The sequence below is a fragment of the Microbacterium jejuense genome (assembly GCF_019511665.1).
In the GTDB taxonomy this organism is placed as follows: Bacteria; Actinomycetota; Actinomycetes; order Actinomycetales; family Microbacteriaceae; genus Microbacterium; species Microbacterium jejuense_A.
In genome coordinates this window covers 14,240-39,578 of the sequence record NZ_JAEUAW010000023.1, presented here as the reverse complement: position 1 = coordinate 39,578, position 25,339 = coordinate 14,240, and the positions used below count along the sequence as shown (strand labels likewise).

The following is a 25,339-nucleotide window of genomic DNA, read 5'->3' as shown; positions in this document are numbered from 1 at the left end:
GGGTCGGGGTCGGGGTCGATCGGGAGCCGGCGCGGGCGCTGCGGCCTTGGCTGCGGGCGGCTGTCGACATGGCGACCGCGGGTCTACTGGCCCTGGACCTCGCGCGCGGGACGGGATCGGTGACGCGCGCGGACGTCGAGGCTGCCCTGGGCCGCGCCGAGGGGCACCACGCGAAGGTCGCGGTGGACGTGGTGCCGCAGTTCGTGCGGGCGGTGCTGGAGCGCGCGGCGGTTCCCAGCGGAGACGGCTGACGTCGCGCCGGCCGCATGGGATCCGGCGGAACAGGTCCGTCATGCTCGCATGACCATCCCGGAGCTCGACGCGGCGATCGCGCGCGGCGAGATCGTCGATCCCTCGCTGATCGTCGCGCGTGCCTGCGCCGCGGCGCAGGGACTTCTGCCTCCGCTGGGTGCGGCGGCGTCGTAGCGATCGCGTGGGCCTGGCATCCGGTTCACCTCCGCATCGCGATTCTCTCGCGGCGGACCGTCGGGGATTTCGTGGCGGGGCGCCAGCGGGCTTGCGCGTCCCACCACGATGGGCCGCGCACGTGGGGGATGCCGTCGATCATGCGGATCTGCCAGCCGCCGGTGTCGATGGTGCGGTGGTGGAACCAGCACAGCAGCACGCCGTTGTCGGTGTGGGTCGGGCCGCCGCGGGAGTGTTCGTGCACGTGGTGGATCTCGCACCATTGCGGCGGTACATCGCACCCCGGGATGAGGCATCCGCCGTCTCGGAGGGTGATCGCGCGGCGCTGGTGGTGAGTGAAGATCCGGTCGATCGTGCCGAGGGACACCACGCGGCCGCTCGCGCTCAGCACCGCGCGCTGCACTGCACCGGTGCAGGCGATGTGTCGGGCGGCCGTGATGGAGATCGGCTGGTCGCGGCCGGGCAGGTGCGCAGAGCCTCGGTCAGTGGCGAGATCTTCTTCGCGCACGTGGACGACGAGCGTGGGTGCGGCACCGCCGAGCGTGGGGAGCTGACCGGATGCCGCCGCCGCGCTGAGCAGCACCGCCAAGGCATCGTGCCGCTTCTGGGCGGCGGTGCGTGTGTCGGCTGCCGCATCGGACGGGTTGCTGCTGTCGGCGCTGTCGACATTCTCGGCGAAGCAGGGTCCCGGTGCGGGCGCGCCGTCGACCCTCGGGTTGAGGATGCTGTCGAGGCCGAGCTCGAGCTGCGCGGCGACTTCGGGCAGCAGCCCGCCGCGCACGGGCACCAGCCCGTCGTCGCCTCGTCGCCCGACCGTGAAGCCGCGCCTGCGCATGGAGCGGTGCTCGGCGGGCTCGGCACCGTCCTGGTCGAGGTAGGTCGCCCACACCTGGGCCATGGCCCGCGCCTCGTCCGCCGAGACCGGCCCCCCAGACTCGACGCCCTCCCCGGAACAGGCGGCCGAGAGCTCTTCGTCCGCCGCGAGCAGCTGCTCGCGCCCGATGAGCGCTCCTCGGAAGGCGCCCGCCACCGCGACCAGGCCATCCAGCCCCGTGTGCCCGGAGATCAGCGCGTCCCGCATTCCTGGGAACTCCGCAGGCAGCAGCTCTCCGGTGGAAGGCGCGACGGATCGTCGCACCGCCTTCGCGGCCAGGACGATCTCGGATGCGGTCAGCGACGACACGCGGGTCGCCCGCTGCACGAGCTCGTCGGTGCTGCGACACCCGTGGCGGGTGGTGGTGCGGTCGGGACGGGGTGTCATGTCGTCGCGATCGATGAGGGCCGCGACGGCTTCGACGATCACCGCCTCAGCCAGCTGTCGCAGCCGTGCCGCGACCGCCAGGGTCGACAGCACCTCGGCGTCGTCCACAGCTCGCATCCCGTCGCCGGCGACAGCGTGTGAGACATCCTCGGCAAGCGCATCACCCAGGTCGGCGAGCGTCGCGGCGAGGGTTGTCATGCATCCATTCTGGCGGGGGCCTCCGACATCGAAAGCCCCAGGTCGCATGGGGTTTACGACCTGTGGAGTACGCCACCGAACCCGTCCCGAGATGACGTCTGTGGAGGAGACGCCGACGCCGCGGCCGCCAGCGAGCCGGCGCCGATCAGCCGGCCAGGGCCACCGGCATCCCGTCGAGGGTCAGGTCGAAATCGGGGTCGTCGAAGCGGACCCGGAGTGCCGCCTCATGACGGTCGCTGCGCCACCGCAGGACGAGCGACGCGACGTCGGGGGCGTCCCACGAGAAGGCGCCCGCGAAGACCGGGTGCCGGCGCAGCTGCGCGAGGGCGAGCTGCCCGCGCGTGACGTCGGTGTCGAGCGCGCGCCGCACCTCGTCGGGGGTGTAATGGTGGCGGTTGACGTCGCGGCCCTGACCCGTGCGCGCGAACAGCTCGCGATCGTCGAGCCCGCCGAGCAGGCCGACGTAGTAGAACTGCGGCTCGCCGGGCAGGAAGACCTGCAGCGCCCGGGCGAGCAGCATCCGCCGCGTGTCGCCGCCGAGCACGCTGAAGAACGTCGCGTTGATCTGGTGCGGCAGCGTCATCCAGGCCGGGATGACGGATGCCGCCGTCGAATGCCCGCCGGTGGCGTCGGCCGCGCGGGCGAAGACCGTCGCCATCTCGTCGTGCGACAGCATCCCCTCGCGGTCGCGGGCCGGCCCGGCGTCGATCACGCCGATCCCGTCGTGCGTGTCGAGGACCGTGACGGCGTTCGAGGGACGGATGCCGAGCCACGTCGCCAGGCGGTCGCTGCGGCCGGTCGCCAGTGCGTGGAGCAGCAGGGGAGGGAAGGCGAAGTCGTACACGAGGTCCACGAGGGGAGCGATCGCCTGCTGCTGCGTGTGGTGCGCGTGCACCTCGACCAGGACGCGCATGCCGCGGGCGCGGATGAGCGCCGCCGCCTCGGCCACGAAATCGAGCGTCTGCGGGGTCATGAACGAGTCGGTGCCGGGCGTCTTGACGGCGTATCCGACCGCGTCGAGGCGCACGGTTCCGACCCCGCCCGCCGCGAGGGTGTCGGCGAGCCGCTCGAGGTACGCGATGCCCGCGGGATGAGTCACGTCGATGTCGACCTGCGTGGGCATGAACGTCGTCCACACCAGCCGGCGCGTGCCGTCGGCGGCGCGGTACGGCGTGAACGGCAGCCCCGGCCGCGGCCGGTAGAACGCGGTGATGTCGGACTCGCTCGCGCGACCGGGGAACACGCGATCGAACGTCAGGAACATGCCATTGTGCGACGACGCCGAGCCGCGGGCGAGCCAGTCCTCGAACTCGGCCGAGCGGTTCGACACGTGGTTGACGATGAGGTCGGCGGTCACCTCGTGCGTCTCGGCGATGCCGCGGACGTCGCTCCACGTTCCCAGCCGCGGGTCCACGGCTGTGTGGTCGATGGGGTCGAACCCGGTGTCGTCGCCGTCGAAGGGTGTGAAGAACGGCAGCACGTGAGTGCCCGAGAACGCCGACAGCTCGTGCGAGAGCAGTCGCGCGAGGCCCGGCAGGTCTCCGGCGAGCCGGTCGGCGTACGTCAGCAGCGAGACCCCCGTCATGACGTGAGGCTCTCGACGAAGCGGCTGGCGCCGGACTCTGGCGACGTCAGCACACGCGGGTCGTCGCCGGCGCCGGTCGCCATCGACGCCTGCGCGAGCACGATGACGTCCACCCCCGGCGCCGCCGCGATCGCCTCCGCGATCAGCCGGTCGTGGCGGGCGAGGTCTCCCGCGGCGCGCGCCTCGGCCGCTCCGGCCACCACGTGGGCGGTGACCTCGACGTCGCCGCCCGCCGCCGCGCGCACGAGCCGGCTGGTGGGCCCGAGCGTCGCGGCGAGCGTGGCGAGGACGAGGATGCCGCGGCCACCGCCGCGCGCCCGCTCGGCGGCCTCGGCGGCCATGGCCGCGTCCACGCGCACGAGCGGCACACCGACGGCCGCTGCGGCATCGGTCGCCGCCTCGCCGATCGAGGAGCACGTGACGAGCACCGCCTCGGCGCCCGCATCGCGCAGCGCGCCGAGGTGCGTCCGCAGGTCGGCCGCGACGTCGTGGGTGATGCCGCCCGCGACCGCGCGCGACAGCAGCGACGCGTCGGCGACGTGGACGATGTCGAGGTCGCCGCGGCGGCCGGCGAGGAGAGTCTGGAACACCGGCACGAGCGCCGGCACCGTGTGCAGGACGCCGACCCGCACGCTCACGCGCCCGGCTCCGCGCTCGCGCCCGGCTCGGCGGTCGTGCCCGGCTCCGCCGTCGCGCCCGGCTCCGCCGTCGCACCCGGCTCCCCGGTCGCGCTCCCTGCGCTCCAGTCGCGCCACGGCCTCGCGGTCTCGTCGACGATGTCGCCCAGGGCCTTCAGCCGATCGACCGAGCGGGCGCGCAGCCCCTCGCGCACATCCGTCGTGCCGACGATGTCGCTCCACAGGGCGCGGCCGGCCAGGAAGCCGCTCGCCCCCTCGAGGCATGCCGCGCGCACGGCGTCCGCGAAGCGGTCGCGGTCGACGCCCTGCGACAGCACGACCCACGGTCCCGTCATGCAGGCGTCGAGGTCGGCGCTCGCCGCCCGCTGCGCGCGTTCGTCGCCGGCACCGGCCAGCGGCACCTGCGCCTTGTACAGGTCCGGGTGCAGCGCCGCGAGCTCTCGTGCGGCCTCCCGGATCGCGGCATCCGTGTCGAAGGCGTCCTCGCCGGGCGCCGCGCGCACGACCGGCTCGAGCACCGACAGCACACCGTGCGCGCGCGCGACCTCGATGAACCGCGCGGCGAGCGCGACGCGGGCCTTGCGACGCTCGTCGCGGCGCCAGATGAGCAGCAGCTTCAGCGCGTCGACGCCCGCCGGGATCGCGGCGATCGCGTCCTCGTCGAGCGTCGTGTCCTCCACCGGACCGCCGTCGGCCTGGTCGAGGGCGTCCACGGCGAGGATCAGGCCGGTCGACTCGGGCACCGCCGCGCTCACGCGATCGAATCCGAACTGCCGGTCGGCGAGGAAGCCGGACGCGTACGGCGCGAGCTCGCTCGCAACGGCGACCTTGAAGTCGATCAGCACGTCGTCGTCGGGACGACCCCGACCGGCGAGATCGAACATATGGCGCAGGCTCTCGCGCTGGTCCATCGCGACCATGGCGAAGGCGGCGGACGGGCGGGCGATGGCGTCGAGGGTGGTCATGATGCTCCTTCGAGGGCGGTGTCGAGAAACCGCCGGTAGGCGTGGTCGAGGTCGGGGGCGCTCGCCGGCACGACGTGGTCGCGGGCGAGCGAGAGCTGATCGGATGCCGCACCCGCACGCACCGCGGCGAGCAGGGCCGCGCCGGCCGCGACCGCTTCGGCGCAGGCGGTCGTGAACGTCGTCGTGCCGGCCGCCGCGGCGAGCGGCGCCCAGGACGGCACCCGCTGCGCGAGGGAGCCGAGGACGGTGAGGTCGGTCGCGGCGGAGCCCGCGAGCAGGTCGGCCGTCTCGCGCATCCACCGCGCGTGGAACACGAGACCCTCCAGCACGGCACGCACCCGGTCTTTCCCGTCGCGTGCGGCGCCGCTCTCGACGACGTTCGCGGCGGGGTCCGGGCGCGGGCACTGCCGGCCCGACGGGTACGGCAGCACGGTCACGGGCGACGGCGTCCAGGCATCGTCCGGGAGCGCGGCCAGCGTCGTCAGCAGGTCGTCGCCGGGGTGGGCGGCGGCCCACCACTCCAGCATCGCTCCGCATGCGCGGCTGCCGCCGATGACCGTCGCGGCGGCGCCGTCGACGGTGCGTCCGATCGAGAAGCCCTGGGCCACGGCGGCGCCCGTGTCGGCGGCATCCGTGACCCTCACGATCGCCTCGGCCGTGCCGAGCGAATCGGCGACCGCGCCGGGTGTGCGCACGCCGCTCGCCCACGCGCCGACGGCGTGATCGTGCCCTGCGATGTACACGGGGACGCCCGGGCCGAGTCCGAACGCGCGGGCGCCGGGGGAGGTGACGCCGACGGCCGCCCCCGGCGGCCGCAGTTCGGGCAGCATGCTCGTGCGGATGCCGACCGTGCTCAGTACGGCGGCGTCCCACGCAGAACCCTGCGCCCCGGCCATCATCGTCCGCGCGGCGAGCGTGTGGTCGGTCGCACGCACGCCCGTGAGCGCGTGCGCGACGAGGTCGGCGACACCGGACCAGTGCCGCATCGCGTCGAACAGTCCTGGGCTCTCGGCGCGCAGCGACCGCAGCGCGACGGCGGCGGGCTTGGTCGTGGCGGGAACCCCGGTCTGCGAGGGAAGGTCCGGATGCCGCGACAGCAGATCGTCGAGATGCCGGGGATCGACGCGGCGGTCCCACCGCAGCAGAGGCGTCAGGGGGTGCCCGTCGGCACCGAGGGCTGCGCCGCTCTCGGCCATGGACGCGATGCCCACGGCGGCGACGGACTCGGCCGCATCGCCGAGGCATTCGCGGGCGAGCGCCGCCGCGGCGTCGACGAGGTCGCCCACCGTGGCCGGCGTGGTCGTGCGCGCGAGGCGGACGACGGCGACCTCATCGGCCACCTCGACGAGGGCGGCCTTCGTCGAGGTGCTGCCGATGTCCAGTCCCAGGACGAGCGTCACGAACACAGTTTGTGACATTTCGAACAGATTTGGCAAATGTGTTCGATAATCATCAGGATCGACTGCGGAGGGAGCGCCTATGCGATACACGGGAGCGCCGGAGCGGCGTGCGGAACTGGAGCGTCTCGTCACGGCCGACGGCTACATCGCGTCGGCGGACGTCGCCCACCGGCTCGGCGTCTCTGAGATGACGGTGCGCCGCGACCTTCGCCTGCTCGAGGAGGAAGGGGTGCTGCGTCGCGTCGCGGGCGGCGCCACCGTCGCGGCGCCCGGCCTGCCGTTCGAGCGGCGCGACGCCGTGGGCGCCGCGCAGAAGCGGGCGATCGCGGGGCTCGCCGCGGCCGAGGCGGCCGGCGCAGACGTCGTCGCGCTGGATGCGGGCACGACCGTCGCCGCCGTCGCCCCGCTGCTGCACGGATCCACGATCGTGACGCACTCGCTGCCCGTCATCGAGTCGCTCTCACGCGACGCCGCCCCGCAGCTGATCGCCGCGGGCGGGCACTACCAGCCCGACACCCGCGCGTTCGCCGGCCCTCTGGCCGAAGAGACCCTGCGCGGCGTCCGCTGCGATGTCGCACTCCTCTCGGCCACGGCGGTCGGGCTCGACGGGCTGTGGGGCACGAACGTGCTCGACGCCGCGATCAAGCGCGTGCTGGCCGCCCAGTCCGACCGCGTGGTCCTGCTCGCCGACGCCGACAAGCTCGAGCGCACGTCGGCCGTGCGCATCGCGGCGCTCGACATCGTCGACACCCTCATCACCGACGCCCGCGCGCATCCCGATACGGTCGCGCGGTTCGCCGCCGCCGGCATCGACGTCCGGATCGCCGGATGAGGATCGAGCTCGGTGTCATCGCCGACGACATCACCGGCGCGTGCGACGTGGCCGCGGGGGTGACGGCCGCGGGGCTGCGTGCCGAGGTGCGGCTGGGCGTGCCCGACCCGTCCGGTCGTCCGGCCGCGGAGTGCGTGATCGTCGCGCTCAAGTCCCGGACGGCGCCCGTCGAGACCGCCGTCGCCGACAGCGTCGCCACTGCGCGGACGCTGCGGGAGTGGGGTGCCCGCCGGCTGTACCAGAAGTACTGCTCGACCTTCGACTCGACGGATCGCGGCAACATCGGGCCGGTCGCGGACGCACTCGTCGACGGGACCGGCGCGGATGCGGCATCCGTCGGCACTCCCGTGACGCCGGCGGTGGGCCGCACGATGCACCGCGGCCATCTGTTCGTCGGCGACCGGCTGCTGTCGGAGTCGTCGCTCGCCGACCATCCGCTCACTCCGATGCGCGATCCCGACCTCGTGCGCGTCCTCGGCCGCCAGACGCCTCACCGCGTCGGCCTGGTGCCCCTCGAGGTCGTGCACGCCGGACCCGGCGCCGTGGTCCGGCGCCTCCGCGAGCTGCGCGCCGACGATGTGCGTCACGTGCTCGTCGACGCCGTGGAGGAGGGGGATCTGGATGTCGCAGCCGCCGCGCTGGCGGCATCCGATGATCTCGTGCTCGGCGGCGCGGCAGGGCTCGCCGTCGCTCTCGCACGGCGGCTCGCGACCGCGGAGGCACCGGCGGCCGAGCCGGCGCCGCAGGGGAGAGGGCTGATCCTGTCGGGCAGCGGGTCGGAGCGCACGCGTGCGCAGATCGCCGCGTTCGCGGGGCCGCGGTACTCGCTGGACGTCGACGCGCTCGTGGACGCACCCGAGGTGGTGGTCGATGACGCGGTGGCGTTCGTGGCGCGTGCTCGCGGCCTCCCGCTCGTCTCGGCCACCGCAGAGCCCGATGTCGTCGCACGCGTGCAGCAGCGCTGGGGCCGCGAGCAGGCGGCTGCACTCGTCGAGGACGCGCTGGCCCGCGTCGCGGCGGCCGCCGTGGAGCGTCTCGGGGTGCGCCGCATCCTGGTCGCCGGCGGAGAGACCTCCGGTGCCGTCGCCGCGGCGCTCGGCGTTCCGGCGCTGCGGGTGCGACGCGTCGCCGCACCGGGCGTCGCCTGGACGACCGCGACCGACGCGGCCGGCCGGACGCTCGACCTGTGCTTCAAGTCCGGCAACTTCGGCGGGACCGACTTCTTCACCACAGCCTTCGAGGAGGAGACATGAGCGCCGAGGCACTTGTCGACGCCTGCAGGTCGGTCGCCGCGGCGGGCATGTCGCCGGGCAGCTCCGGGAACGCCAGCGTGCGCGTCGCCGACCGGATCCTCATCACGCCGACAGGCTCTTCGCTGCGCCGCGTGCAGGTCGACGACCTCGCCGAGCTCACCCTCGACGGTGAGCACCTGTCGGGACCGGCGCCGACCAAGGAATGGGCGCTGCACGTGACGGCCTACCGTGCCCGTCGCGACGTCGGCGCGATCATCCACCTCCACTCGCGGGCGGCCACCGCGGTGTCGTGCCTCGTCGGCACCCCCGGGGCCGACCCGCTGCCGGCCTACACGCCCTACCGCGTGCGCACCCTCGGCCGGGTCGGGCTCGTGGGCTACGCGCCTCCGGGCTCGGAGGCGCTTGCGGAGGGGGTCGGCGAGGCGGCGGCCGGCGCCCATGTGATGCTGCTCGCCAACCACGGCAGCGTGGTCTGCGCCCCGGACCTCCCGCGCGCGGTCGACCTGTGCGAAGAGCTCGAGGCCGCAGCAGAGCTCACGCTCGCGCTGCACGGGCGCGAGGCGCGCACGCTCGATCCCGACACGGCCTGGCGCTGACTCACACCGCGAGCACGGCGCCCTGGTCGCGCAGGCGGGACTGCAGCGCCGAGACATCGACGTCGTGCACCGCCCCGCCGCGGCGGGCCGCGAGTGCCGCGGCGGTCCCCGCGGCCTGTCCGAGCATCTGATACTGCGGCTCCATGCGGATCGACGAGAACGCCACGTGCGAGGCAGACACGCACACCGCGACCACGAGGTTGACGCACTCCTCGCGGCGCGGAAGCAGCGACGAGTACCCGATGCCGTACACCGGCACGGGCACCGAGAGGTAGCCCTCGGTCACCACCATCGCGATCGGGTCCGGGTGCTCGTACACCCACCGCCAGGTGCGCTGCACTTCGCGGATGTCGAGGTGGTACGAGCCCAGCGCCACGACATCGGGCGGCACGGCGCCGGCGCGCAGCGCATGCTCGGTCAGGACGGCATCCGACACCATCCGCCGCGCCTCGCGCACGTAGAGCTGGTGCGGCAGGTGGCCGGTGTCGGCGAACTCGTCGGCGGGCAGCCCCCACTCCCGCATGCCCCGGCGGACGCTCTCGGGGACGCCGGGGTCGTTCGCGAGGAACCACAGGAAGTCCTCGGCATGGTGCCGGTGGTGCCGCCTGATCTCGTCGCGGCGTCCGGGCGAGGCATCCGGATACTCCCACGCGGTCCCGTCCAGCACGCTCAATGAGAACGGTCCCAGCGAGTTGCCGTCGGCCTTGCCGCCCGGCAGGTTCGGCTCGAGCCCGACGTAACGGCCGGCCGGCAGCACGTCGCCCCGACGCTCGGCATCCGCGAAGAACCGGCGCCCGAGCTCCCACTGCGCGTCGTCGAAGCCGGCGCGGCGGCGGAAGGGGATGCGGTCCGCCGCCCTCGACAGGCACACGCGATAGCCGAATGACATGACCCCGCCGTCGCCCGCGCCGACCTCGGCCATCGGGCCGGGTCTGAGCTGGGGCAGCAGCGCGCCCTCGGCGAGGCCGGCCGGGTCGTCGCGGAACGGCGAGATCCACGGCGGCATCGCGTGGCGCCCCGGCACGACCTCGCGACGTCCGGCGAACTCCTCGCCGTACAGCGCCCGGGATTCGCGGCCGACGGCGTACGAGATCCCGGATGCCGCCAGCAGATCCCCCTCGTAGCCGGCGTCGACGTACACGTCGGCCTGCACCGGCGTCCCGTCGGTCAGCGTGATCCCCGTGATGCGGCCGCCCTGCACCTCCACGCCGTCCAGTCCGGCGTCGAGCACGAGCGTGACGCCCGCCGCGTCGAGCCAGTGCAGCAGGATCGCTTCGGCGACGTGGGGCTCGGGGCCGGCGTAGTGACCGAGCGGCACGCCGTAGTGCTGCGCCACGGCGGCGCGGAACTCCGCCGCCATGCCGCCCAGCGCGCGCGGATCGCCGATGTCGGTGTACCCGAGTCCGCCGCTGGTCATGCCGCCCACGTGACGACCGGGCTCCAGCAGCACGACGCGGGTGCCGGCGCGCGCGGCGGACACGGCCGCGCACACGCCGGCGGACGTCGCGCCGTAGACGGCGACATCCGCCGCGATCATCGGCCGCCCCCGTGAAGCACAGAAGCGGTGCGTCGCGCAAGCCCCGTGATGACGCCGGGCGCCGTGCCTAGCATCCCTGTGTGCGGTTGCAGGGAGCCGACCCTGCCCCGTATAGTCGCTGCCATGTGGTAACGATGCCACATCTCGAGGTGGAGAGTGAGATGACGAACCAGATTCGCCCCCGGGCCGTCCGCGGCGGGGTCACGCGATGAGCGTCACATCGCAGTCCGACGCCGTCGTCGAGGCGCTGAAAGAAGCGTCCGACGCCGCACCGGACCGCAAGCGTCCCGGGCGCCGACGCAAAGAGCGCCCCCGCAGGGTCAAGCAGCACTACAACAAGCGCGAGGCGCTGGCCGGCTACCTGTTCATCTCGCCGTGGATCATCGGGTTCCTCGTGTTCACGGCCGGTGCGATGGTGTACAGCCTGTACATCTCGTTCAGCAACTACAACCTGGCGACGAACACCGCACGCCCGGTCGGGTTCGACAACTACGCCGAGCTGTTCCAGGACCCCCGCGTCGCGGTGTCGCTGTCGAACACCCTGTTCTACGTGGTGATGGCCGTGCCGCTGGAGATCATCTTCGCGCTGATCCTGGCCATGCTGCTCAACCGCGTGGGCAGGGGAGCAGGAGCGTTCCGCACGCTGTACTACCTGCCGAAGATGACGCCCGCCGTCGCGACCGCGTCGGTGTTCTTCCTGCTGCTCAACGGCAACACCGGCGCGATCAACCAGTTCCTGCGGTTCTTCGGGATCGAGGGGCCGCAGTGGCTCGTCGACCCGGCGTGGGTCAAGCCCAGCATCGTCATCATGACGCTGTGGACCGTCGCCGGCACCATGGTCATCTTCCTCGCGGCGCTCAAGAACGTGCCCACCGAGCTCTACGAAGTGGCGTCCCTCGACGGCGCGGGACCCATCCGCAAGTTCTTCTCGATCACCCTCCCGATGATCTCGGGCGCGATGTTCTTCAACGTCATCGTGCTGTCGATCGCCGCGTTCCAGGTCTTCGACCAGGCCTACGTGCTGTTCTGGCGCGATCAGAGCAACGCCTCGCCCGAGGCATCCCTGTTCTACGCCATCTACCTGTTCCAGCAGGCGTTCCGCCAGTTCAACTTCGGCTTCGCCGCGGCGATGGCCTGGCTGCTGTTCGTCATCATCATGATCATCACGGTCATCCAGGTGAAGTTCGGCAACCGCTTCGTCTACTACGAGGGAGACCGCTGATGTCGGCGTCCTTGCAGACACCGGGTGTGTCCCGGCCCGCCCCCGAGGCCGCGACCGTCGCGGTCACCGTCCCCAAGAGGTCGCGCTGGCGCCGCAACATCGCCCAGCCGAAGACGTTCGCGGGGCGCATCGTCCTCACCGTGATCCTCGTGGGCTTCGCCCTGCTGTTCCTCTACCCGTTCGCGTGGCTTCTCGCTGCGAGCTTCAAGCCGCGCGGCGAGGTGTTCGACAACTCGCTGATTCCGAAGACGTTCGTCCCCGAGAACTACGTCGAGGTGTGGAATCAGCTGCCCCTGCTCAGCTGGATGTGGAACAGCATCGCCATCGCGCTGCTCGCGGCCGGTGCGGTCGCCGTGTCGAGCTCGATCGTCGCCTTCGGCTTCGCCTACTTCAAGTTCCCGGGCCGCAACATCCTGTTCGGCCTGGTGCTGGCGACCATGATGCTGCCGGGCGCCGTGACGATGATCCCCATCTACCTCATCTGGAAGGAGACGGGGTTCCTGGGCACCTGGGTGCCGCTGTGGGGCATGAACCTCTTCGGCTCGGCCTTCTACATCTTCTTGCAGCGGCAGTTCTACCTCGGTCTGCCCAAGGAGCTGTTCGAAGCCGCGCGGCTGGACGGCGCGAGCTACTGGGGCCTGTTCTGGCGCATCGCGATGCCGCTGTCGATCCCGTCGTTCGTGATCGTGTTCCTGTTCGAGTTCCAGGCCAGCTGGAACAACCTGCAGGCGGCCCTCATCTACCTGAACGCGGGATCCGTCGATCAGTTCACGGCGCCTCTGGGCATCGCGTACGCCATGACGAAGTACAGCCCGACCGCCGGCGGGCACGGCGACTACCAGTACGTCATGGTGGCCGCGCTGCTGGTCACTCTGCCCATGCTGATCCTCTTCGCGTTCGGGCAGCGGTACTTCATCGAGGGCGTCGCGACGCAGGGTCGCAAGGGCTGACGGATGCCGCGCCCGAACTGACATCGATTCCACAACGTACACATCACAAACCAATAAATACGCGGCAACGCCGTTGCTTCAGCTCCACCGCGATCGCTAGATTGTGTGGGAAGGTTCCCACATTGGAAGCAATCACACGCGGTGGCGGCGACGGTGCCGCCCCATGGAAAGGGAGACAGATGCGCAAGCGCATTATCGGGATCGCCGCGATCGCGGCGTCCGCTGTCCTGCTCGCCGGCTGCGGCGGAGGCGGCGGCGACGGCGCCACGGGCGGCGACGTCGACTTCAGTGCCGAGCCCAGCGGCACGCTCAAGGCGTGGGGCTTCGAGAACGCCGACGACGTCGGCCAGTCGCGGCTCGACTACGCCGCCGAGCAGATGTCGGACGTCGACGTCGAGCTCGACGCCACTGCCTTCGACGCGCAGAAGTTCACCACGCGCGTCGCAAGCGGCGATGTGCCGGACGTCGTCCAGATGGACCGCCGGTACGTCACGACGTACGCGGCGCAGGACCTCATCATGCCGCTGGACAAGTGCTTCGAGGCGCAGGACGTCTCGCCGCGCGACCACTGGTATCCGTTCGTCGTCGACGACGTCACCTACCAGGACGAGACGTGGGGCGTGCCGCAGTTCTACCAGCCGCCGGCGATCCTCCTGAACAAGCGGGTCATGGACGCCGCCGGCGTCACGGCAGAAGACATCGACACCTCCGACATCGACCGGCTGGTCACCGCGATCGGCAAGATGTACCAGGAGTCGGGCGGCGTCCCGACGCGGCTCGGGTTCGACCCGGTCGCGACCGGTCAGGGCGGCCTGTGGATCCTCGGCATGGGAGGTCAGCTGAACGACGCCGACGGCAAGCCGACGCTCGACGACGAGAGCAACATCGCCGGCATCGAGGCGCTGAAGAAGATCACCGACGCGCAGGGCGGGTTCGCCGCGGTGAAGAGCTTCACCGACGCGTTCGACACCTTCGGCGACAACAACCAGTACGTCACCGACCAGGTCGGCGCGCAGGTCAACGCGCAGTGGTACCCGAACGTCCTGTCGCCGTACATGGACCAGATCCAGATCGAGGCGGTGCCGTTCAAGAACTCCGACGGCGAGGCGTTCTCGGTCGCCTCCGGCACGGCGTTCGTGATCCCGATGGGGGCGAAGAACCCCGCGGCCGCGTGCGCGTGGATGATGAACCTCACGTCCGACGACGCATGGAACGCTGCCGGGGAGGCCCGCGGCAAGACGCGTGAGGAGGACGGCGGCATCAACACCGGCCTGTTCACCGGGTCGCCGTCGGCCGACCAGGCGATCCGCGACAAGTGGGTCGTCGAGACGGGCAACGCCGGGTTCGACCAGGTCATCTCGACGTACTACGACGTCGTCGATTACGGCCAGTCGTTCGGCTCCTCGCCGGCCGGTCAAGAGATCCAGAACGAGCTGAACAACGCGATCACCGCCGCGCTGCTCGGCGACAAGACGCCCGAGCAGGCTCTGGCCGACGCTCAGGACGCCGCCATGCGCGCGTACGACAACGTCACCGGGGGCTGACGGACGGCGCTCGCACCCTTGGGGGGACGGGGGCGGGTCGATTCCGGTCGACCCGCCCCTCCGTCCGTCCGCCGATTGATCGAATGCACGCCCACGACCCGGAACCCTGATGTCGATCCGACAGATCCTCCTCATCGGCCACACCCACCACGACGTCGGCTACACCAACAGCCCGCGACTGATCGATCGCATGCACGGCCGGATCGTCGACCGCGTGCTCGAGCTCGCGAGCGCCTCCGCCACCGATGGGCCCGATCGGTTCCGGTGGACGTTCGAGGTCGCCCGTCCCGTGCTGTCGTTCCTGCGACGCGCGGACGCAGCCGACATCGATCGACTGGCCGGCCTGACGCGCGCGGGCGCCGTCTCGGTCACCGGCGGCTACCTGAACATGACGCAGCTGCCGAGCGCCTTCGAGTTCGATGCCGCGTACGACCAGCTGGAGCGCATCCGCGCCGTCGGCATCGACGTCCGCACGCAGCAGCACGGCGACGTCAACGGGCTCTCGTGGGGCGTCCTCGATCAGATGCTCGACGCGGGGCTCACCCGTCTCGTCATGGCGCTCAACCCCGACCACGGGCGTGCGCCGTTCGCGCAGCCGAGCGGGTTCCGCTGGGTGGGGCCGTCCGGGCGCAGCGTCTTCGTGTGGCTGTCGACGCATTACGGCTTCGGCGAGGAGTGGGGCATCGTCGACGGCGACGTCGAGCTCGCCGAGCAGCGCATCGCGGAGTTCGTGGACCGGCTCGAGCGGCCCGAGGACTACAGCTGGACCACCGCCGTCGTGCACGCCGGCAACGACAACCGCTGGCCGACGCCGCTGTTCCTCGACGTGGTGCGGCACTGGAACGCGCGGCATCCCGAACTGCCGATGCGCACCGCGACGATCGACGAGGCACTCGACGACCTCGAGGCCGAGGCCGAGGACCTCGAGGTCCCCACGGTGCGCGGCGAGTGGGCGGACTGGTGGTCGCACGGCCACGGCTCGACCGCCCGTGAGGTGGCGGTGTACCGCGAGGCGCGCACGTTCGCGCGCGCGGCCCAGAGCACGCTGTCGCTCGCGCGCCTCGCGGGTGAGGACCGCGTGCCGCACTTCGACGTGCTCGGCTACCGCCGCGGCCCGGTGCGACTGCGGTCGGCGGACGAGGTCGCCGAGACCCTCGAGCATGTCGACGAGCAGCTGCTGCTGTACGGCGAGCACACATGGGGCAGCTGGGAGACCTACTCCAAGCCGCACTCGACGTTCAGCCACTCGCACCACAACGCCACGTCGGGCTTCGCGTACGACGCCTTCGATCACGCGCGCGACCTCGCGATCGAGGGCTGGTTCCGCTACGCCTATGCGGGGACGGATGCCGCCGCCCCGGGCTCGGGCGACCACGACGTCCCCGGTGAGGCGATCGTCGTCGTCAACCCGACCGAGGCGCCGCGCCGCGAGATGGTCGACGTCGAGATCGCCGGCACGCGCCGGGCCCGGACGCTCGCCGAGGTCGGTCCGTTCGGCGTCACGGTCCTGCCTGTGCCCGCCGCCGTCGCGGACGACGTCGTCGACGGTCCGATCGCCGCGGGGCGCTACGTCGTCACGGTCGACCCGGCGCGGGGCGGTGTGGTGTCGCTCGTCGAGACCCTGACCGGCCGTGAGCTGGTGGACCCGGCGGGCGCGCTGGGCGCGGTCGTCGACGAGGTGGTGCGACCGGGGTCTCGGCATCCCATGATCACCGAGTCTCCGAAGCTCTTCCACCCCGACCATCCCGGCCCGCAGTTCGATCACGCGACGGCCGTCGGCGACGGGCCCGTGCGGGTGCGGCGGTCGGGCGGGATCACCGAGATCACGTGGCGGACCGCGACGCCCGGCATCCCCGGCATCCTCACGACCCTCGCGATCGCGGACGATTCGCCGGACCTCGAGCTCGACGTGCTCGTGAGCAAGCCCGAGCGGTTCGAGCCCGAGAGCGTCTTCGTGACGTTCCCGTTCGCCGTGACGAGACCCCGGTTCCTGCTCGAGACCGCCGGAGCCGTGTTCACGGCCGAGCACGAGCAGCTCCCCGACACGAGCAAGGACTGGTACTCCATCCAGCATGCCGTGGGCGTCGCGGGCGACGACGGCGGCGTGCTGTGGGGATCCGTGGACGCGCCGCTCGTGCAGGTCGGCGGCATCCACACCGGCGCGTGGGCGGCCACGCTGGACGCCCCCGTCGGCCACGTCAACAGCTGGCTCATGAACAACCTGCACTTCACGAACTTCCAGGCGCGGCAGGAGGTGACGCGGCGCTTCCGCTATCGCTTCCGCCCGGCAGCGACGGTGACGCCCGCCGAGGTGCGTCGCTTCGGCCGCGACCTGCTGGAGCCGCTGCACGCGCGCCACACCGTGTCGCCTCCCGCGGCGCCGCCGCACGCGCCGATCGAGGTGTCGCCGGCAGGGTCGCTGCTGGTCGAGCTGCGCCCCGTCGGCGACGGCAGCGTGCGGGCGCGCCTGCGCAACGTGACGGACGAGGCGGTCACCGCCTCGCTCGTGCACCGGGAGCGACGCGTGTCGGTGACGGTGGCGCCCGCCGCGCACGCCGACGTGATCCTCGAACCGCTATGAGCTCGCTGCAGGCGCCGACCGGCTCGCCGCTGCGGCTGCTGCTGTGGCAGGCGGCCCGGCAGCCGGCGACGCTGCTCGGCGGCGTCGTGTTCGGCGTGCTGTGGATGCTGTGCCAGGTGGTGTGGCCGTACCTGCTCGGCCGGGCCGTCGACGCGGGGCTCGCGAACGGGCTGCCGGGCGTCGTGCCGTGGTGCGCCGGCCTCGCCGTGGTGGCCGTCGCGCAGGCGCTGTTCGCGGTGCTGCGGCACCGCATGGCGGTCACGAACTGGCTCCGGTCGTCGCTGGGCGTCTCGCGCATCATCGGCTACCACAGCGCCGAGACCGGGGCCGCGATCGCCGTCGACAGCTCGGCGGGCGAGGTCGCCTCGACGGTCGCCAACGACGCACTGCGCGTGGGTGAGATGTTCGACGTCACGGCGCGATTCTCGGGCGGCGTCGTCGCGTACGTGGCGGTCGGGGTCATCACGACGTTCACGTCGCCCGCGCTCGGACTGTTCGTGCTGCTCGGGATGCCGGCGCTCGTGCTGGTGCTGACCCTCTTCGTGCGGCCCCTCGCGCGCCGCCAGGCGGCGTGGCGTCGCGAGCAGGGCGCGCTGACCGAGCTCGCCGCCGACACCGTCGCGGGCCTGCGCGTGCTGCGCGGCATCGGCGGCGAGGAGCAGTTCGTGGAGCGGTACGCCCGCCGCTCCGCCGACCTGCGCCGTCGCGCCGTCGACGTCGCGCGGCTCGGCTCGTGGCTCGACGGCCTGCAGATCCTGCTGCCGGGCCTGTTCGTGGCCGCCGTGGTGTGGTTCGGTGCGCGACTGGTGCTCGCCGGCGAGATCACCCCGGGCGAGCTCGTGACGTTCTACGGCTACTCGGTGTTCCTCATCGTGCCGCTGCGCACCACGGTCGAGGCCAGTCAGGCGTTCGCGCGCGGCTTCGTCGCGACGGGGCGCGTGCTCGACGTGCTGCGCGTGCAGCGGGCGGTGAGCGACCCCGAGCATCCCGAGCTCGCACCGCCGGGCGGCGCCGAGATCCTCGACGTCGCCTCGGGTGCCGTGATCGCGCCGGGAGTGTTCACCGCGCTCGTCGACGAGGATCCGGATGCCGCGGCATCCGTCGCGACGCGTCTGGGCCGGTTCGACGACAGCCAGCGAGCGGTCGCCCCGGTCCTGTGGGGCGGGGTCGACCACACGACCGTGCCGGTGCGGGACGTGCGGCGACGCATCGTGGTGAGCGACGCCACGCCCCACCTGTTCACGGGGCGCTTGCGCGACGGGCTCGACACGCAGAGCGTGCGCGCTCCGCATCGCGTGCCCTCTCCGGCGGCGCGGCGGGCGCGGATCGACCAGGCCCTGGGGGTCGCCGCAGCGGACGACGCCGTCCAGGCGCTGCCGGGCGGGCTGGAAGAGAACGTGCCCGAGCGGGCGAGCGTGCTCTCGGGCGGTCAGCGTCAGCGCCTGAGCCTGGCGCGGGCGCTGCTCACCGACGCCGAGGTGCTGGTGCTCATCGAGCCCACGAGCGCCCTCGACGCCAACACCGAGGCCACGATCGCCTCACGGCTGCGTCGTGCGCGCGAAGGCCGCACGACCGTCCTGGTGACGGCGAGCCCGCTGCTGCTGGATCGCATGGACGTCATCCACGTGATGCGCGGCGGGCGCGTGGTGGGCTCGGGCACGCATGCCGAGCTGCTCCGACGCGACGACGGCGTCGGCGCGCGCTACCGGCGGATCGTGGCGCGGTCGACGAGCGATGCCGAGCCGACCGCGGGCGAAGAGCTGGATGCCGCGTGGACCGGCTCGATCGAGGCGCTGTGGACGCGCGCCACCGAGACCGGCGCGATCCGCACCGCGCAGCAGGAGGAGGAGCGCGATGGCTGACACGGCGCTTCCGATCGCCGGCGGCGACCGCATCCGGTCGGTCGCGCGGACGCTCGTGCGCCTGCACCGCGGTGAGCTGCTGCTGGTGATCACGCTGCACGCGGCGGCCGCCATGGCGGGACTCGTCGGCCCGTGGCTCGTCGGTCGCCTGATCGACGGCCTGTCGGCCGGAACGGCCGACGTCGCCACGGTCGACACGCTCATCCTTCTGCTGGCCGGAGCCGTCGCGGTGCAGGCCGTCGTGACACGCTTCGCCCAGCTGTGGTCGCTCCGTCTCGGCGAGTCGGTGTTCGCGAAGCTGCGCGAGGACTTCATCTCGACGGTGACCTCGCTTCCGCTGGCCGTGGTGGAGCGTGCCGGCACGGGAGACCTGCTCTCGCGCACCACGAGCGATGTCGACGCCGTGGCGCAGACGGTGCGCTTCGGCGTGCCGAGGATCCTCGTGACCGGCATGACCGTGATCCTCACGCTCGCGGCCGCGTTCATCATCAACCCGCTGGTGGCGGTCGCCATGCTCGTCGGGGTGCCGCTCATCGCCCTGAGCAGCCGCTGGTACCTCAAGCGCTCGGGGCCCGGCTATCGGCGCCAGCTCGCCTCGTACGGGCGGCTGGTCGGGGTCATCAACGAGACCGTCGAGGGTGCGCGGACCATCGACGCCCTCGACCTCGCGCCGTTGCAGCGGGTGAAGATCGACCGCGCGCTCGCGGCTCGCAACTCCGCGGAGCGGTACACGCTGGGCCTGCGCAGCGTCTGGTACCCGCTCACGACCCTCGGCTTCCTGCTGCCCGTGATCGCCGTCCTGCTGTGGGGCGCCTACCTCGCGGGCGCGGGCCTGGCCACCGTCGGCGCCGTCACGGCGATCGCGCTCTACGCGATGCAGCTCACCGGGCCCGTCGAAGAGCTCGTCAACTGGATGGACCGCCTGCAGGTCGGCACGACGGCGCTCGCCCGCATCGTCGGGGTCGAAGAGGTGCCCACCGATCGCCCCGACGCGGACGAGCGTCCGGCCGACGAGCAGCTCGAGGCTCGCGGCATCCGCTTCTCGTACCGCGAAGGCGTCGACGTGCTGCGCGACGTCGACCTGGTGCCGCGCGTGGGCGAGCGGATCGCGATCGTCGGGCCGTCGGGGTCGGGCAAGTCGACGCTCGCGCGGCTGCTCACCGGCATCACGGCGCCGAGCGCCGGACAGGTGCGCGTCGGCGGCGCAGACGTCATGCGCATCCCGCTGGACGTGCTGCGCCGGCATGTCGCCCTCGTGTCGCAGGAGCATCACGTGTTCGTCGGCACGCTCGCCGACAACCTGCGGCTCGCCGCGCCCGACGCTCGCGCCGGGGATCTCGAAGAGGCCCTGCAGGTGGTCGGCGCGCTCCGGTGGATGCGCGCCATGCCGCAGGGCCTCGACACGACGGTGGGCTCGGGCGGCGTCGTGCTGACGCCCGCACAGGCGCAGCAGATCGCGCTCGCACGGCTCGTGCTGCTCGACCCGCACACCCTGGTGCTGGACGAGGCGACGTCGCTGCTGGACCCGCGCGCGGCGCGGGGACTCGAGCAGTCCCTCGACCGGGTGCTCGAGGGTCGCACGGTCATCGCCATCGCGCACCGGCTGCACACCGCCCGCGACGCCGACCGGATCATCGTCATGCGCGACGGCCGCATCGTCGAGTCGGGCGCGCACGACGAGCTGGTCGCGCACGACGGCGAGTACGCCGCGCTGTGGCGGTCGTGGCAGGCCGAGTCCGCCGCGGACGCCGGGGGCGCGTAGGGCGGGCAGGAGCGGCGCACCCACTCCTGCCGGCTGGCAAGCGAATGCCAGAGAGATTGATGCGCAAACTGTGAATCCTCGGCAACATCTGGCAACCGATTGACATCGTTCGTTGGTCTCGGATTGACTGACCATGCCCTTTCCCGATGGGCCCCGCACCGCATGACCGAAGGAGTTCAGATGTGCGCTGTTCACATGCGTGACGAGGTGAGTCTCCGTGGCTGACCCCGTCGTTCCCCTCGACGCCACCCAGGCGCAGAAGACGTACGGCACGAACACCGGCACGACCCGCGTGCAGAAGGTGAAGGGCCGCGGCGGGGGCCTCATCGCCCTCGCCTTCGCGAGCATTGTCGACGGGTTCGAGGGCGGTCTCGTCAACACGCTGTTCCCGGTGATCCGCGATGCGCTGGGCCTTCAGACCAGCGCGCTCGGCATCCTGACCGCGATCAGCAGGTTCGCGCGGATGCTGTTCGGTCCGGTCTGGGCCGGCATGGCGGACCGCTACGGCCGCAAGCGCATCCTGTTCATCGCCACCGGACTGTGGGGTCTGTGGACCGTCGCGGCAGGATTCGCCCAGGATTCGACGCAGCTGTTCATCCTGTACGGCATCGGCGTGATCGGCACCGTCGCGAGCGAGCCCATCACCAACGGCCTGATCGTCGACATGTACTCGTCCAAGGAGCGCGGACGCGCGTTCGGCACGCTGCGGACGCTCGCGACGATCGCATCCGTGGTCGCCACACCCCTCATCGGCCAGTTCGCGAACATCGACGAGGGCTGGCGGTACGGAATGTTCGCCATGGGCGGCATCAGCGTCCTGTCGGGCGTCCTGATCCTCCTGCTCGTCCACGAGCCGAAGAAGCACACTCCGGTCGGTGCGGTCGACCCCGAGGCGATGAAGTTCAACTTCCGCGACGCGGTAGGACTGCTGAAGAACAGGACGATCCTGTTCATGGCGGTGCAGGTGATCCTCACCACCAGCCTGGTGCTGTTCGCCTTCTTCATCACCTACTGGGTGGACGACCGCGGCTGGAGCACCGCCGATGCCGCCCTGCTGATGTCTGTCTACATGCTCGGCGCCGTGCTCAGCGGACTGATCGGCGGGTTCCTCGGCGACTGGTTCGAACGCCGGTTCGGCTACCGCGGCCGTGTGCTCATGATGCAGGGCTACCTCGTCGCCTATGCGGTGTCGACCGCGCTGCTCTTCCAGATCGACTGGGGGCACGGCGCAGCCGTCTACATCGCGGTGTTCGTGACAGGCCTCATCAGCTCGATCGGCCACCCGGGTGCCGTGCTCCCGATCGTCGGCTCGGTGGTGCACAAGAGCGTCGTGGCGACGGCGTACGCCCTGATCTTCTCCTTCGTGCAAGGTCTGTTCGCCGCGCTGTTCAGCCTCGCGTTCGGCTTCCTCGCCGACGCGCTCGGGCTTCAGGCGCTGATGTTCTGGCTCATCTCGGTGCCGTACGCGCTGAACGCGGTGCTGTGGACCGTGATGTACCGGATCTATCCGAAGGATGCCGCGGCCCAGCGTGCCCTCGACGACGCCGAGAACGCGGCAGAGTCGTCACCGGCGCCGACCGAATGACCCCAGCGAGCGCGCTGCGCCCGCCGCAGCGCGCTCGCACCGTCCGACCGAAGGAGAGCAGTGACCTCCCCACAGACCGCGCATCCCTCCTGGACCCTCTCGGGGTTCGGAGACGAGATCGATCCCGACCCGCTCGTGCAGACGGCGGTGCTCGCGGCGCTCGGCGCGCGCTTCATCGAGGTGCGCTCGGCGTGGAGCACCAACGTCGTCGACTTCGACGACGACCGGGTCGTCCGGCTGCGGCGTGTGCTGGACGACTCCGGGTTCGCGGTCTCGGCTGTCGCCTCGCCGATCGGCAAAGTCGATGTGGCGCTCGACGCGGACCACGAGGTGCAGCGCCTGCGCCGCGTGATCCGCGTCGCGCACGCGCTGGATGCGACGTACGTGCGCGTCTTCTCGTTCTTCCGGGGGGAGGGCGTTCCGGTCGAGTCCACCCGCGACGACGTGATGCGGCGGATGCGGCTGCTCGCCGACGAAGCCGAGCGTGAAGGCGTCGTGCTGCTGCACGAGAACGAGAAGGACATCTACGGCGACACTCCCGAGCGTGTGCTCGACCTGGTCGAGTCGGTCGGATCGCCGGCCCTCCGTCTCGCATGGGACAACGCCAACTTCGTCCAGGTCGGTGTGAAGCCGTACACGGACGGCTACCGGATGCTGCGACCGTACGTGGACTACCTGCAGGTGAAGGACGCGCTCGCCGTCGACGGCACCGTGGTGCCGGCGGGCGACGGTGACGGCGAGCTGCGCGAGACGCTGACCGCCCTCCGCGACGACGGGTACACCGGGTTCGCCTCGCTGGAGCCCCACCTCGCCGCGGGGTTCGCGCTCGGGGGCTTCTCGGGTCCCGCGTCGTTCGGACGCGCCGCCCGCGCCTTCCGTGCGCTGACCGACGAACTCGGAATCGAGGTGCGCTGATGGCCGGGCTGCGGGTGGCCGTCATCGGCTGCGGCGACATCTCGGCGGTGCATCTGGGCGCGATCGCCCAGACGGCCGATGCCGAGCTCGTCGCGGTGTGCGACGTCGACGACGAGCGTCTGGCTGCGGCGGTCTCGACGACGGGCGCGGCCGGATACCGCGACCACCGCGTGCTCATGGACGAGCGGCGTCCGGACGTCGTGCACATCACCACCCCGCACGCCGCGCACGCCGACATCGCCGTGGACGCGCTGGAACGCGGCATCCATGTCGTCCTGGAGAAGCCGCTCGCCCACGATCGCGCGAGCGGACACCGCGTGGTCGCGGCGGCGGCCGCGAGCACCGCACGCATCGCCGTGTGCTTCCAGAACCGGTACAACGCCACGTCGCGGCGCGCGTACGAGATCCTCGCCTCGGGTGAGCTCGGGCGGGTGCTCGGAGCAACGGCGACAGTGATGTGGTGGCGACCCGCCGAGTACTACCGGGCGCGCCCGTGGCGCGGCACGTGGGCCGGCAGCGGCGGCGGGCTGATGATGAACCAGGCCATCCACACCCTGGACCTCGTGCAGTGGCTCGTGGGCGACGTCGCCGGTGTCACCGGATCGGCCGGCACCCGCGTGCTCGCAGACACGATCGAAGTCGAAGACACCGCCGACCTCGTGCTCACCCACGCCGACGGCGCGCGCAGCGTGTTCTTCGCCACCCTCGCGAACACGACCAACGCGCCGATCACCGTGGACATCACCGCCGAGCACGGATCGCTCAGCATCCGCGGCGGTCTCACCGTCACACGTGCCGACGGCAGCGTCGAGGTGATTCCCGAGACCGCGCTCGGCAGCGGGCAACGCGCCTACTGGGGCAGGTCGCACGTCGACCTCATCCAGGACTTCTATCGCAGCGTCGCCGCCGCCGAGCCGTTCTGGATCGATGCGGCCGAGGCGCAGAAGACGCTCGACATCATCCAGGACCTGTACGACCAGACCTACCCCGTCCGCCCGGTGCGGATCGCAGAACGGAGCACCTTCTCATGACCGACACCGTCCGTCTCGGCATCATCGGCCTCGGCGCCCAGGGCGGCATGTACGCCGACCTGATCGCGGCGGGCCGCGTCCCCGGCATCGCGCTCGGTGCGATCTGCGACATCGACCCGGCGAAGGCCGTGTCGGCGGGCGAGCGGTTCGCCGGCATCCCGTTCTTCGACGACTACGTCGCCCTTCTCGACAGCGGCACGGTCGACGCGATCGTCACCACCGTGCCGCACTATCTGCACCCCGAGATGGGCATCGCGGCCATCGAGCGCGGCATCCACGCGTTGGTCGAGAAGCCCGCGGGGGTCTACTCCAAGCAGGTCGCCGAGCTCAACGCGGTCGCCGCCGCGCACCCGGACGTGGTGTTCGCCCTGATGTTCAATCAGCGCGCCAACCCGCTCTACGTCCGGCTGAAGGAGATCATCGACGCCGGCGAGATCGGTGAGATCCTCCGCAGCAACTGGATCATCACGACCTGGTGGCGCCCCCAGGGCTACTACGACCAGAGCGACTGGCGAGCCACCTGGGGCGGCGAGGGCGGCGGCGTCCTCGTCAACCAGGCTCCGCACCAGCTCGACCTCTGGCAGTGGCTGTGCGGCGTGCCGAGGTCGGTGTACGCGAAGGCCGCGTTCGGCTTCCGCCGTGACATCGTCGTCGAGGACGAGGTGACCGCGCTGGTCGACTACGGAAACGGGGCGACGGGGGTGTTCGTGACCGCCACGCACGACCTCGTCGGCACCGACCGACTGGAGATCCTCGGCACCGCCGGCAAGATCGTCGTCGAAGGCAGCAAGGTCGCCACCGTGACGCGGCTGTCGCGGCCCGAGCGCGACCTCAGCGCCGAGATGAGCATGGCCGACGTGATGAAGCTGTTCATGGGCCAGGGCGACACGTCGAGCCTCTACACGCAGGAGACCATCGAGTTCCCGTCGGCGTGGGGCACCCAGCACGCCGACGTGCTCGCGAACTTCGCGGCGGCGGTCCTCGACGGCGCGCCCCTCATCGCCTCCGGCGCGGAGGGCATCCGGGGCGTACGACTGGCGAACGCCATCCACCTGTCGAGCTGGACCGGCCGTGAGGTGCCCATCGACTTCGACGACGACGAATTCCTCGCCGAGCTCAACGTGCGCATCGGCGCCGAGGGAAAGTACGCCCAGCGCGTCTGAGCGCGGGATCCGGGACGAAGACGAGAGGAACAG

General features: G+C 71.7%; 21 protein-coding genes. 15 read left to right on the top strand and 6 right to left on the bottom strand.

Annotated features, from left to right (window positions below; genetic code table 11):
- The coding region (locus JNB62_RS18530; RefSeq protein WP_220302359.1) for a hypothetical protein at positions 1–251 on the top strand (251 nt) is incomplete at its 5' end.
- Between the two features lie 49 nt (positions 252–300).
- Positions 301–426, top strand: a complete 126-nt coding sequence (locus tag JNB62_RS19485) for a hypothetical protein (protein WP_262985934.1) — start codon at positions 301–303, stop codon at positions 424–426.
- A gap of 25 nt (positions 427–451) precedes the next feature.
- On the opposite strand, the gene JNB62_RS18525 is transcribed toward JNB62_RS19485, so the two are convergent.
- The 5 genes from JNB62_RS18525 to JNB62_RS18505 all read right to left on the bottom strand — a co-directional run bounded on the left by JNB62_RS18525 (position 452) and on the right by JNB62_RS18505 (position 6,473).
- Positions 452–1,885: an HNH endonuclease signature motif containing protein gene (locus JNB62_RS18525; RefSeq protein ID WP_220302358.1), complete on the bottom strand. Its 1,434-nt coding sequence runs from the start codon at positions 1,883–1,885 to the stop codon at positions 452–454.
- Positions 1,886–2,030: 145 nt separating this feature from the next.
- Positions 2,031–3,470: an alpha-amylase family glycosyl hydrolase gene (locus tag JNB62_RS18520; protein WP_220302357.1), complete on the bottom strand. Its 1,440-nt coding sequence runs from the start codon at positions 3,468–3,470 to the stop codon at positions 2,031–2,033.
- Complete coding sequence (locus JNB62_RS18515; RefSeq protein ID WP_220302356.1) at positions 3,467–4,108, bottom strand: aspartate/glutamate racemase family protein; 642 nt, start codon at positions 4,106–4,108, stop codon at positions 3,467–3,469. The genes JNB62_RS18520 and JNB62_RS18515 overlap by 4 nt, the downstream gene beginning before the upstream one ends.
- Positions 4,105–5,073 (bottom strand): hypothetical protein, encoded by a 969-nt coding sequence (locus JNB62_RS18510; protein ID WP_220302355.1) that lies wholly within the window; start codon positions 5,071–5,073, stop codon positions 4,105–4,107. Before JNB62_RS18510 ends, JNB62_RS18515 begins: the two co-directional genes overlap by 4 nt.
- On the bottom strand, positions 5,070–6,473 hold the full coding sequence (locus JNB62_RS18505) for an FGGY family carbohydrate kinase (protein WP_220302354.1): 1,404 nt from the start codon (positions 6,471–6,473) through the stop codon (positions 5,070–5,072). The genes JNB62_RS18510 and JNB62_RS18505 overlap by 4 nt, the downstream gene beginning before the upstream one ends.
- Positions 6,474–6,552: 79 nt before the next feature.
- Here JNB62_RS18505 and JNB62_RS18500 point away from each other — a divergent pair, with 79 nt between their 5' ends.
- From JNB62_RS18500 to JNB62_RS18490, 3 genes are read left to right on the top strand one after another with little or no spacing between them, the layout of a single operon-like run.
- Positions 6,553–7,305 (top strand): DeoR/GlpR family DNA-binding transcription regulator, encoded by a 753-nt coding sequence (locus tag JNB62_RS18500; protein WP_220302353.1) that lies wholly within the window; start codon positions 6,553–6,555, stop codon positions 7,303–7,305.
- Complete coding sequence (otnK, locus tag JNB62_RS18495) at positions 7,302–8,558, top strand: 3-oxo-tetronate kinase (RefSeq protein WP_222856236.1); 1,257 nt, start codon at positions 7,302–7,304, stop codon at positions 8,556–8,558. Before JNB62_RS18500 ends, otnK begins: the two co-directional genes overlap by 4 nt.
- Positions 8,555–9,154 (top strand): class II aldolase/adducin family protein, encoded by a 600-nt coding sequence (locus JNB62_RS18490; RefSeq protein ID WP_220302352.1) that lies wholly within the window; start codon positions 8,555–8,557, stop codon positions 9,152–9,154. Before otnK ends, JNB62_RS18490 begins: the two co-directional genes overlap by 4 nt.
- Position 9,155: 1 nt before the next feature.
- Here JNB62_RS18490 and JNB62_RS18485 read toward each other — a convergent pair whose 3' ends face one another.
- Positions 9,156–10,691, bottom strand: coding sequence for an FAD-dependent oxidoreductase (locus tag JNB62_RS18485; RefSeq protein WP_220302351.1), 1,536 nt, complete (start codon positions 10,689–10,691; stop codon positions 9,156–9,158).
- Positions 10,692–10,899: 208 nt separating this feature from the next.
- Between JNB62_RS18485 and JNB62_RS18480 the strand changes: the two genes are divergently transcribed.
- The 10 genes from JNB62_RS18480 (at position 10,900) to JNB62_RS18435 (ending at position 25,306) form a co-directional block, all read left to right on the top strand.
- Positions 10,900–11,913, top strand: a complete 1,014-nt coding sequence (locus JNB62_RS18480; protein WP_223231258.1) for a carbohydrate ABC transporter permease — start codon at positions 10,900–10,902, stop codon at positions 11,911–11,913.
- Positions 11,913–12,863, top strand: coding sequence for a carbohydrate ABC transporter permease (locus tag JNB62_RS18475; protein WP_220302350.1), 951 nt, complete (start codon positions 11,913–11,915; stop codon positions 12,861–12,863). Before JNB62_RS18480 ends, JNB62_RS18475 begins: the two co-directional genes overlap by 1 nt.
- A gap of 179 nt (positions 12,864–13,042) precedes the next feature.
- On the top strand, positions 13,043–14,407 hold the full coding sequence (locus JNB62_RS18470) for a sugar ABC transporter substrate-binding protein (protein ID WP_220302349.1): 1,365 nt from the start codon (positions 13,043–13,045) through the stop codon (positions 14,405–14,407).
- A gap of 109 nt (positions 14,408–14,516) precedes the next feature.
- On the top strand, positions 14,517–16,988 hold the full coding sequence (locus tag JNB62_RS18465) for a glycoside hydrolase family 38 N-terminal domain-containing protein (RefSeq protein ID WP_220302348.1): 2,472 nt from the start codon (positions 14,517–14,519) through the stop codon (positions 16,986–16,988).
- Entirely contained in the window at positions 16,985–18,850 is a 1,866-nt protein-coding gene (locus JNB62_RS18460; protein WP_220302347.1) for an ABC transporter transmembrane domain-containing protein, read from the top strand. The genes JNB62_RS18465 and JNB62_RS18460 overlap by 4 nt, the downstream gene beginning before the upstream one ends.
- The gene (locus JNB62_RS18455; protein ID WP_220302346.1) at positions 18,843–20,612 is read left to right on the top strand and encodes an ABC transporter ATP-binding protein; all 1,770 of its coding nucleotides are present in this window, start codon (positions 18,843–18,845) and stop codon (positions 20,610–20,612) included. The genes JNB62_RS18460 and JNB62_RS18455 overlap by 8 nt, the downstream gene beginning before the upstream one ends.
- Before the next feature lie 217 nt (positions 20,613–20,829).
- A complete protein-coding gene (locus JNB62_RS18450) occupies positions 20,830–22,197 on the top strand; it encodes an MFS transporter (protein WP_220302345.1) in 1,368 nt (455 codons plus the stop codon).
- A gap of 60 nt (positions 22,198–22,257) precedes the next feature.
- Positions 22,258–23,112 carry a sugar phosphate isomerase/epimerase family protein gene (locus tag JNB62_RS18445; protein WP_220302344.1) on the top strand — a complete coding sequence of 285 codons (855 nt, stop codon included), beginning with the start codon at positions 22,258–22,260 and terminating at the stop codon, positions 23,110–23,112.
- Positions 23,112–24,143 (top strand): Gfo/Idh/MocA family protein, encoded by a 1,032-nt coding sequence (locus JNB62_RS18440; protein WP_220302343.1) that lies wholly within the window; start codon positions 23,112–23,114, stop codon positions 24,141–24,143. The genes JNB62_RS18445 and JNB62_RS18440 overlap by 1 nt, the downstream gene beginning before the upstream one ends.
- A complete protein-coding gene (locus tag JNB62_RS18435; protein WP_220302342.1) occupies positions 24,140–25,306 on the top strand; it encodes a Gfo/Idh/MocA family protein in 1,167 nt (388 codons plus the stop codon). Before JNB62_RS18440 ends, JNB62_RS18435 begins: the two co-directional genes overlap by 4 nt.
- Positions 25,307–25,339 lie beyond the last annotated feature (33 nt).

Excerpts from the sequence above, each read along its gene's own strand:
- JNB62_RS18520 (WP_220302357.1), bottom strand. The coding sequence starts at position 3,470 with ATGACGGGGGTCTCGCTGCTGACGTACGCCGACCGGCTCGCCGGAGAC.
- JNB62_RS18470 (WP_220302349.1), top strand. The coding sequence starts at position 13,043 with ATGCGCAAGCGCATTATCGGGATCGCCGCGATCGCGGCGTCCGCTGTC.
- JNB62_RS18500 (WP_220302353.1), top strand. The coding sequence starts at position 6,553 with ATGCGATACACGGGAGCGCCGGAGCGGCGTGCGGAACTGGAGCGTCTC.
- otnK (WP_222856236.1), top strand. The coding sequence starts at position 7,302 with ATGAGGATCGAGCTCGGTGTCATCGCCGACGACATCACCGGCGCGTGC.
- JNB62_RS18485 (WP_220302351.1), bottom strand. The coding sequence starts at position 10,691 with ATGATCGCGGCGGATGTCGCCGTCTACGGCGCGACGTCCGCCGGCGTG.
- JNB62_RS18440 (WP_220302343.1), top strand. The coding sequence starts at position 23,112 with ATGGCCGGGCTGCGGGTGGCCGTCATCGGCTGCGGCGACATCTCGGCG.
- JNB62_RS18490 (WP_220302352.1), top strand. The coding sequence starts at position 8,555 with ATGAGCGCCGAGGCACTTGTCGACGCCTGCAGGTCGGTCGCCGCGGCG.
- JNB62_RS18525 (WP_220302358.1), bottom strand. The coding sequence starts at position 1,885 with ATGACAACCCTCGCCGCGACGCTCGCCGACCTGGGTGATGCGCTTGCC.
- JNB62_RS19485 (WP_262985934.1), top strand. The coding sequence starts at position 301 with ATGACCATCCCGGAGCTCGACGCGGCGATCGCGCGCGGCGAGATCGTC.
- JNB62_RS18480 (WP_223231258.1), top strand. The coding sequence starts at position 10,900 with ATGAGCGTCACATCGCAGTCCGACGCCGTCGTCGAGGCGCTGAAAGAA.
- JNB62_RS18465 (WP_220302348.1), top strand. The coding sequence starts at position 14,517 with ATGTCGATCCGACAGATCCTCCTCATCGGCCACACCCACCACGACGTC.
- JNB62_RS18460 (WP_220302347.1), top strand. The coding sequence starts at position 16,985 with ATGAGCTCGCTGCAGGCGCCGACCGGCTCGCCGCTGCGGCTGCTGCTG.
- JNB62_RS18455 (WP_220302346.1), top strand. The coding sequence starts at position 18,843 with ATGGCTGACACGGCGCTTCCGATCGCCGGCGGCGACCGCATCCGGTCG.
- JNB62_RS18475 (WP_220302350.1), top strand. The coding sequence starts at position 11,913 with ATGTCGGCGTCCTTGCAGACACCGGGTGTGTCCCGGCCCGCCCCCGAG.
- JNB62_RS18510 (WP_220302355.1), bottom strand. The coding sequence starts at position 5,073 with ATGACCACCCTCGACGCCATCGCCCGCCCGTCCGCCGCCTTCGCCATG.
- JNB62_RS18435 (WP_220302342.1), top strand. The coding sequence starts at position 24,140 with ATGACCGACACCGTCCGTCTCGGCATCATCGGCCTCGGCGCCCAGGGC.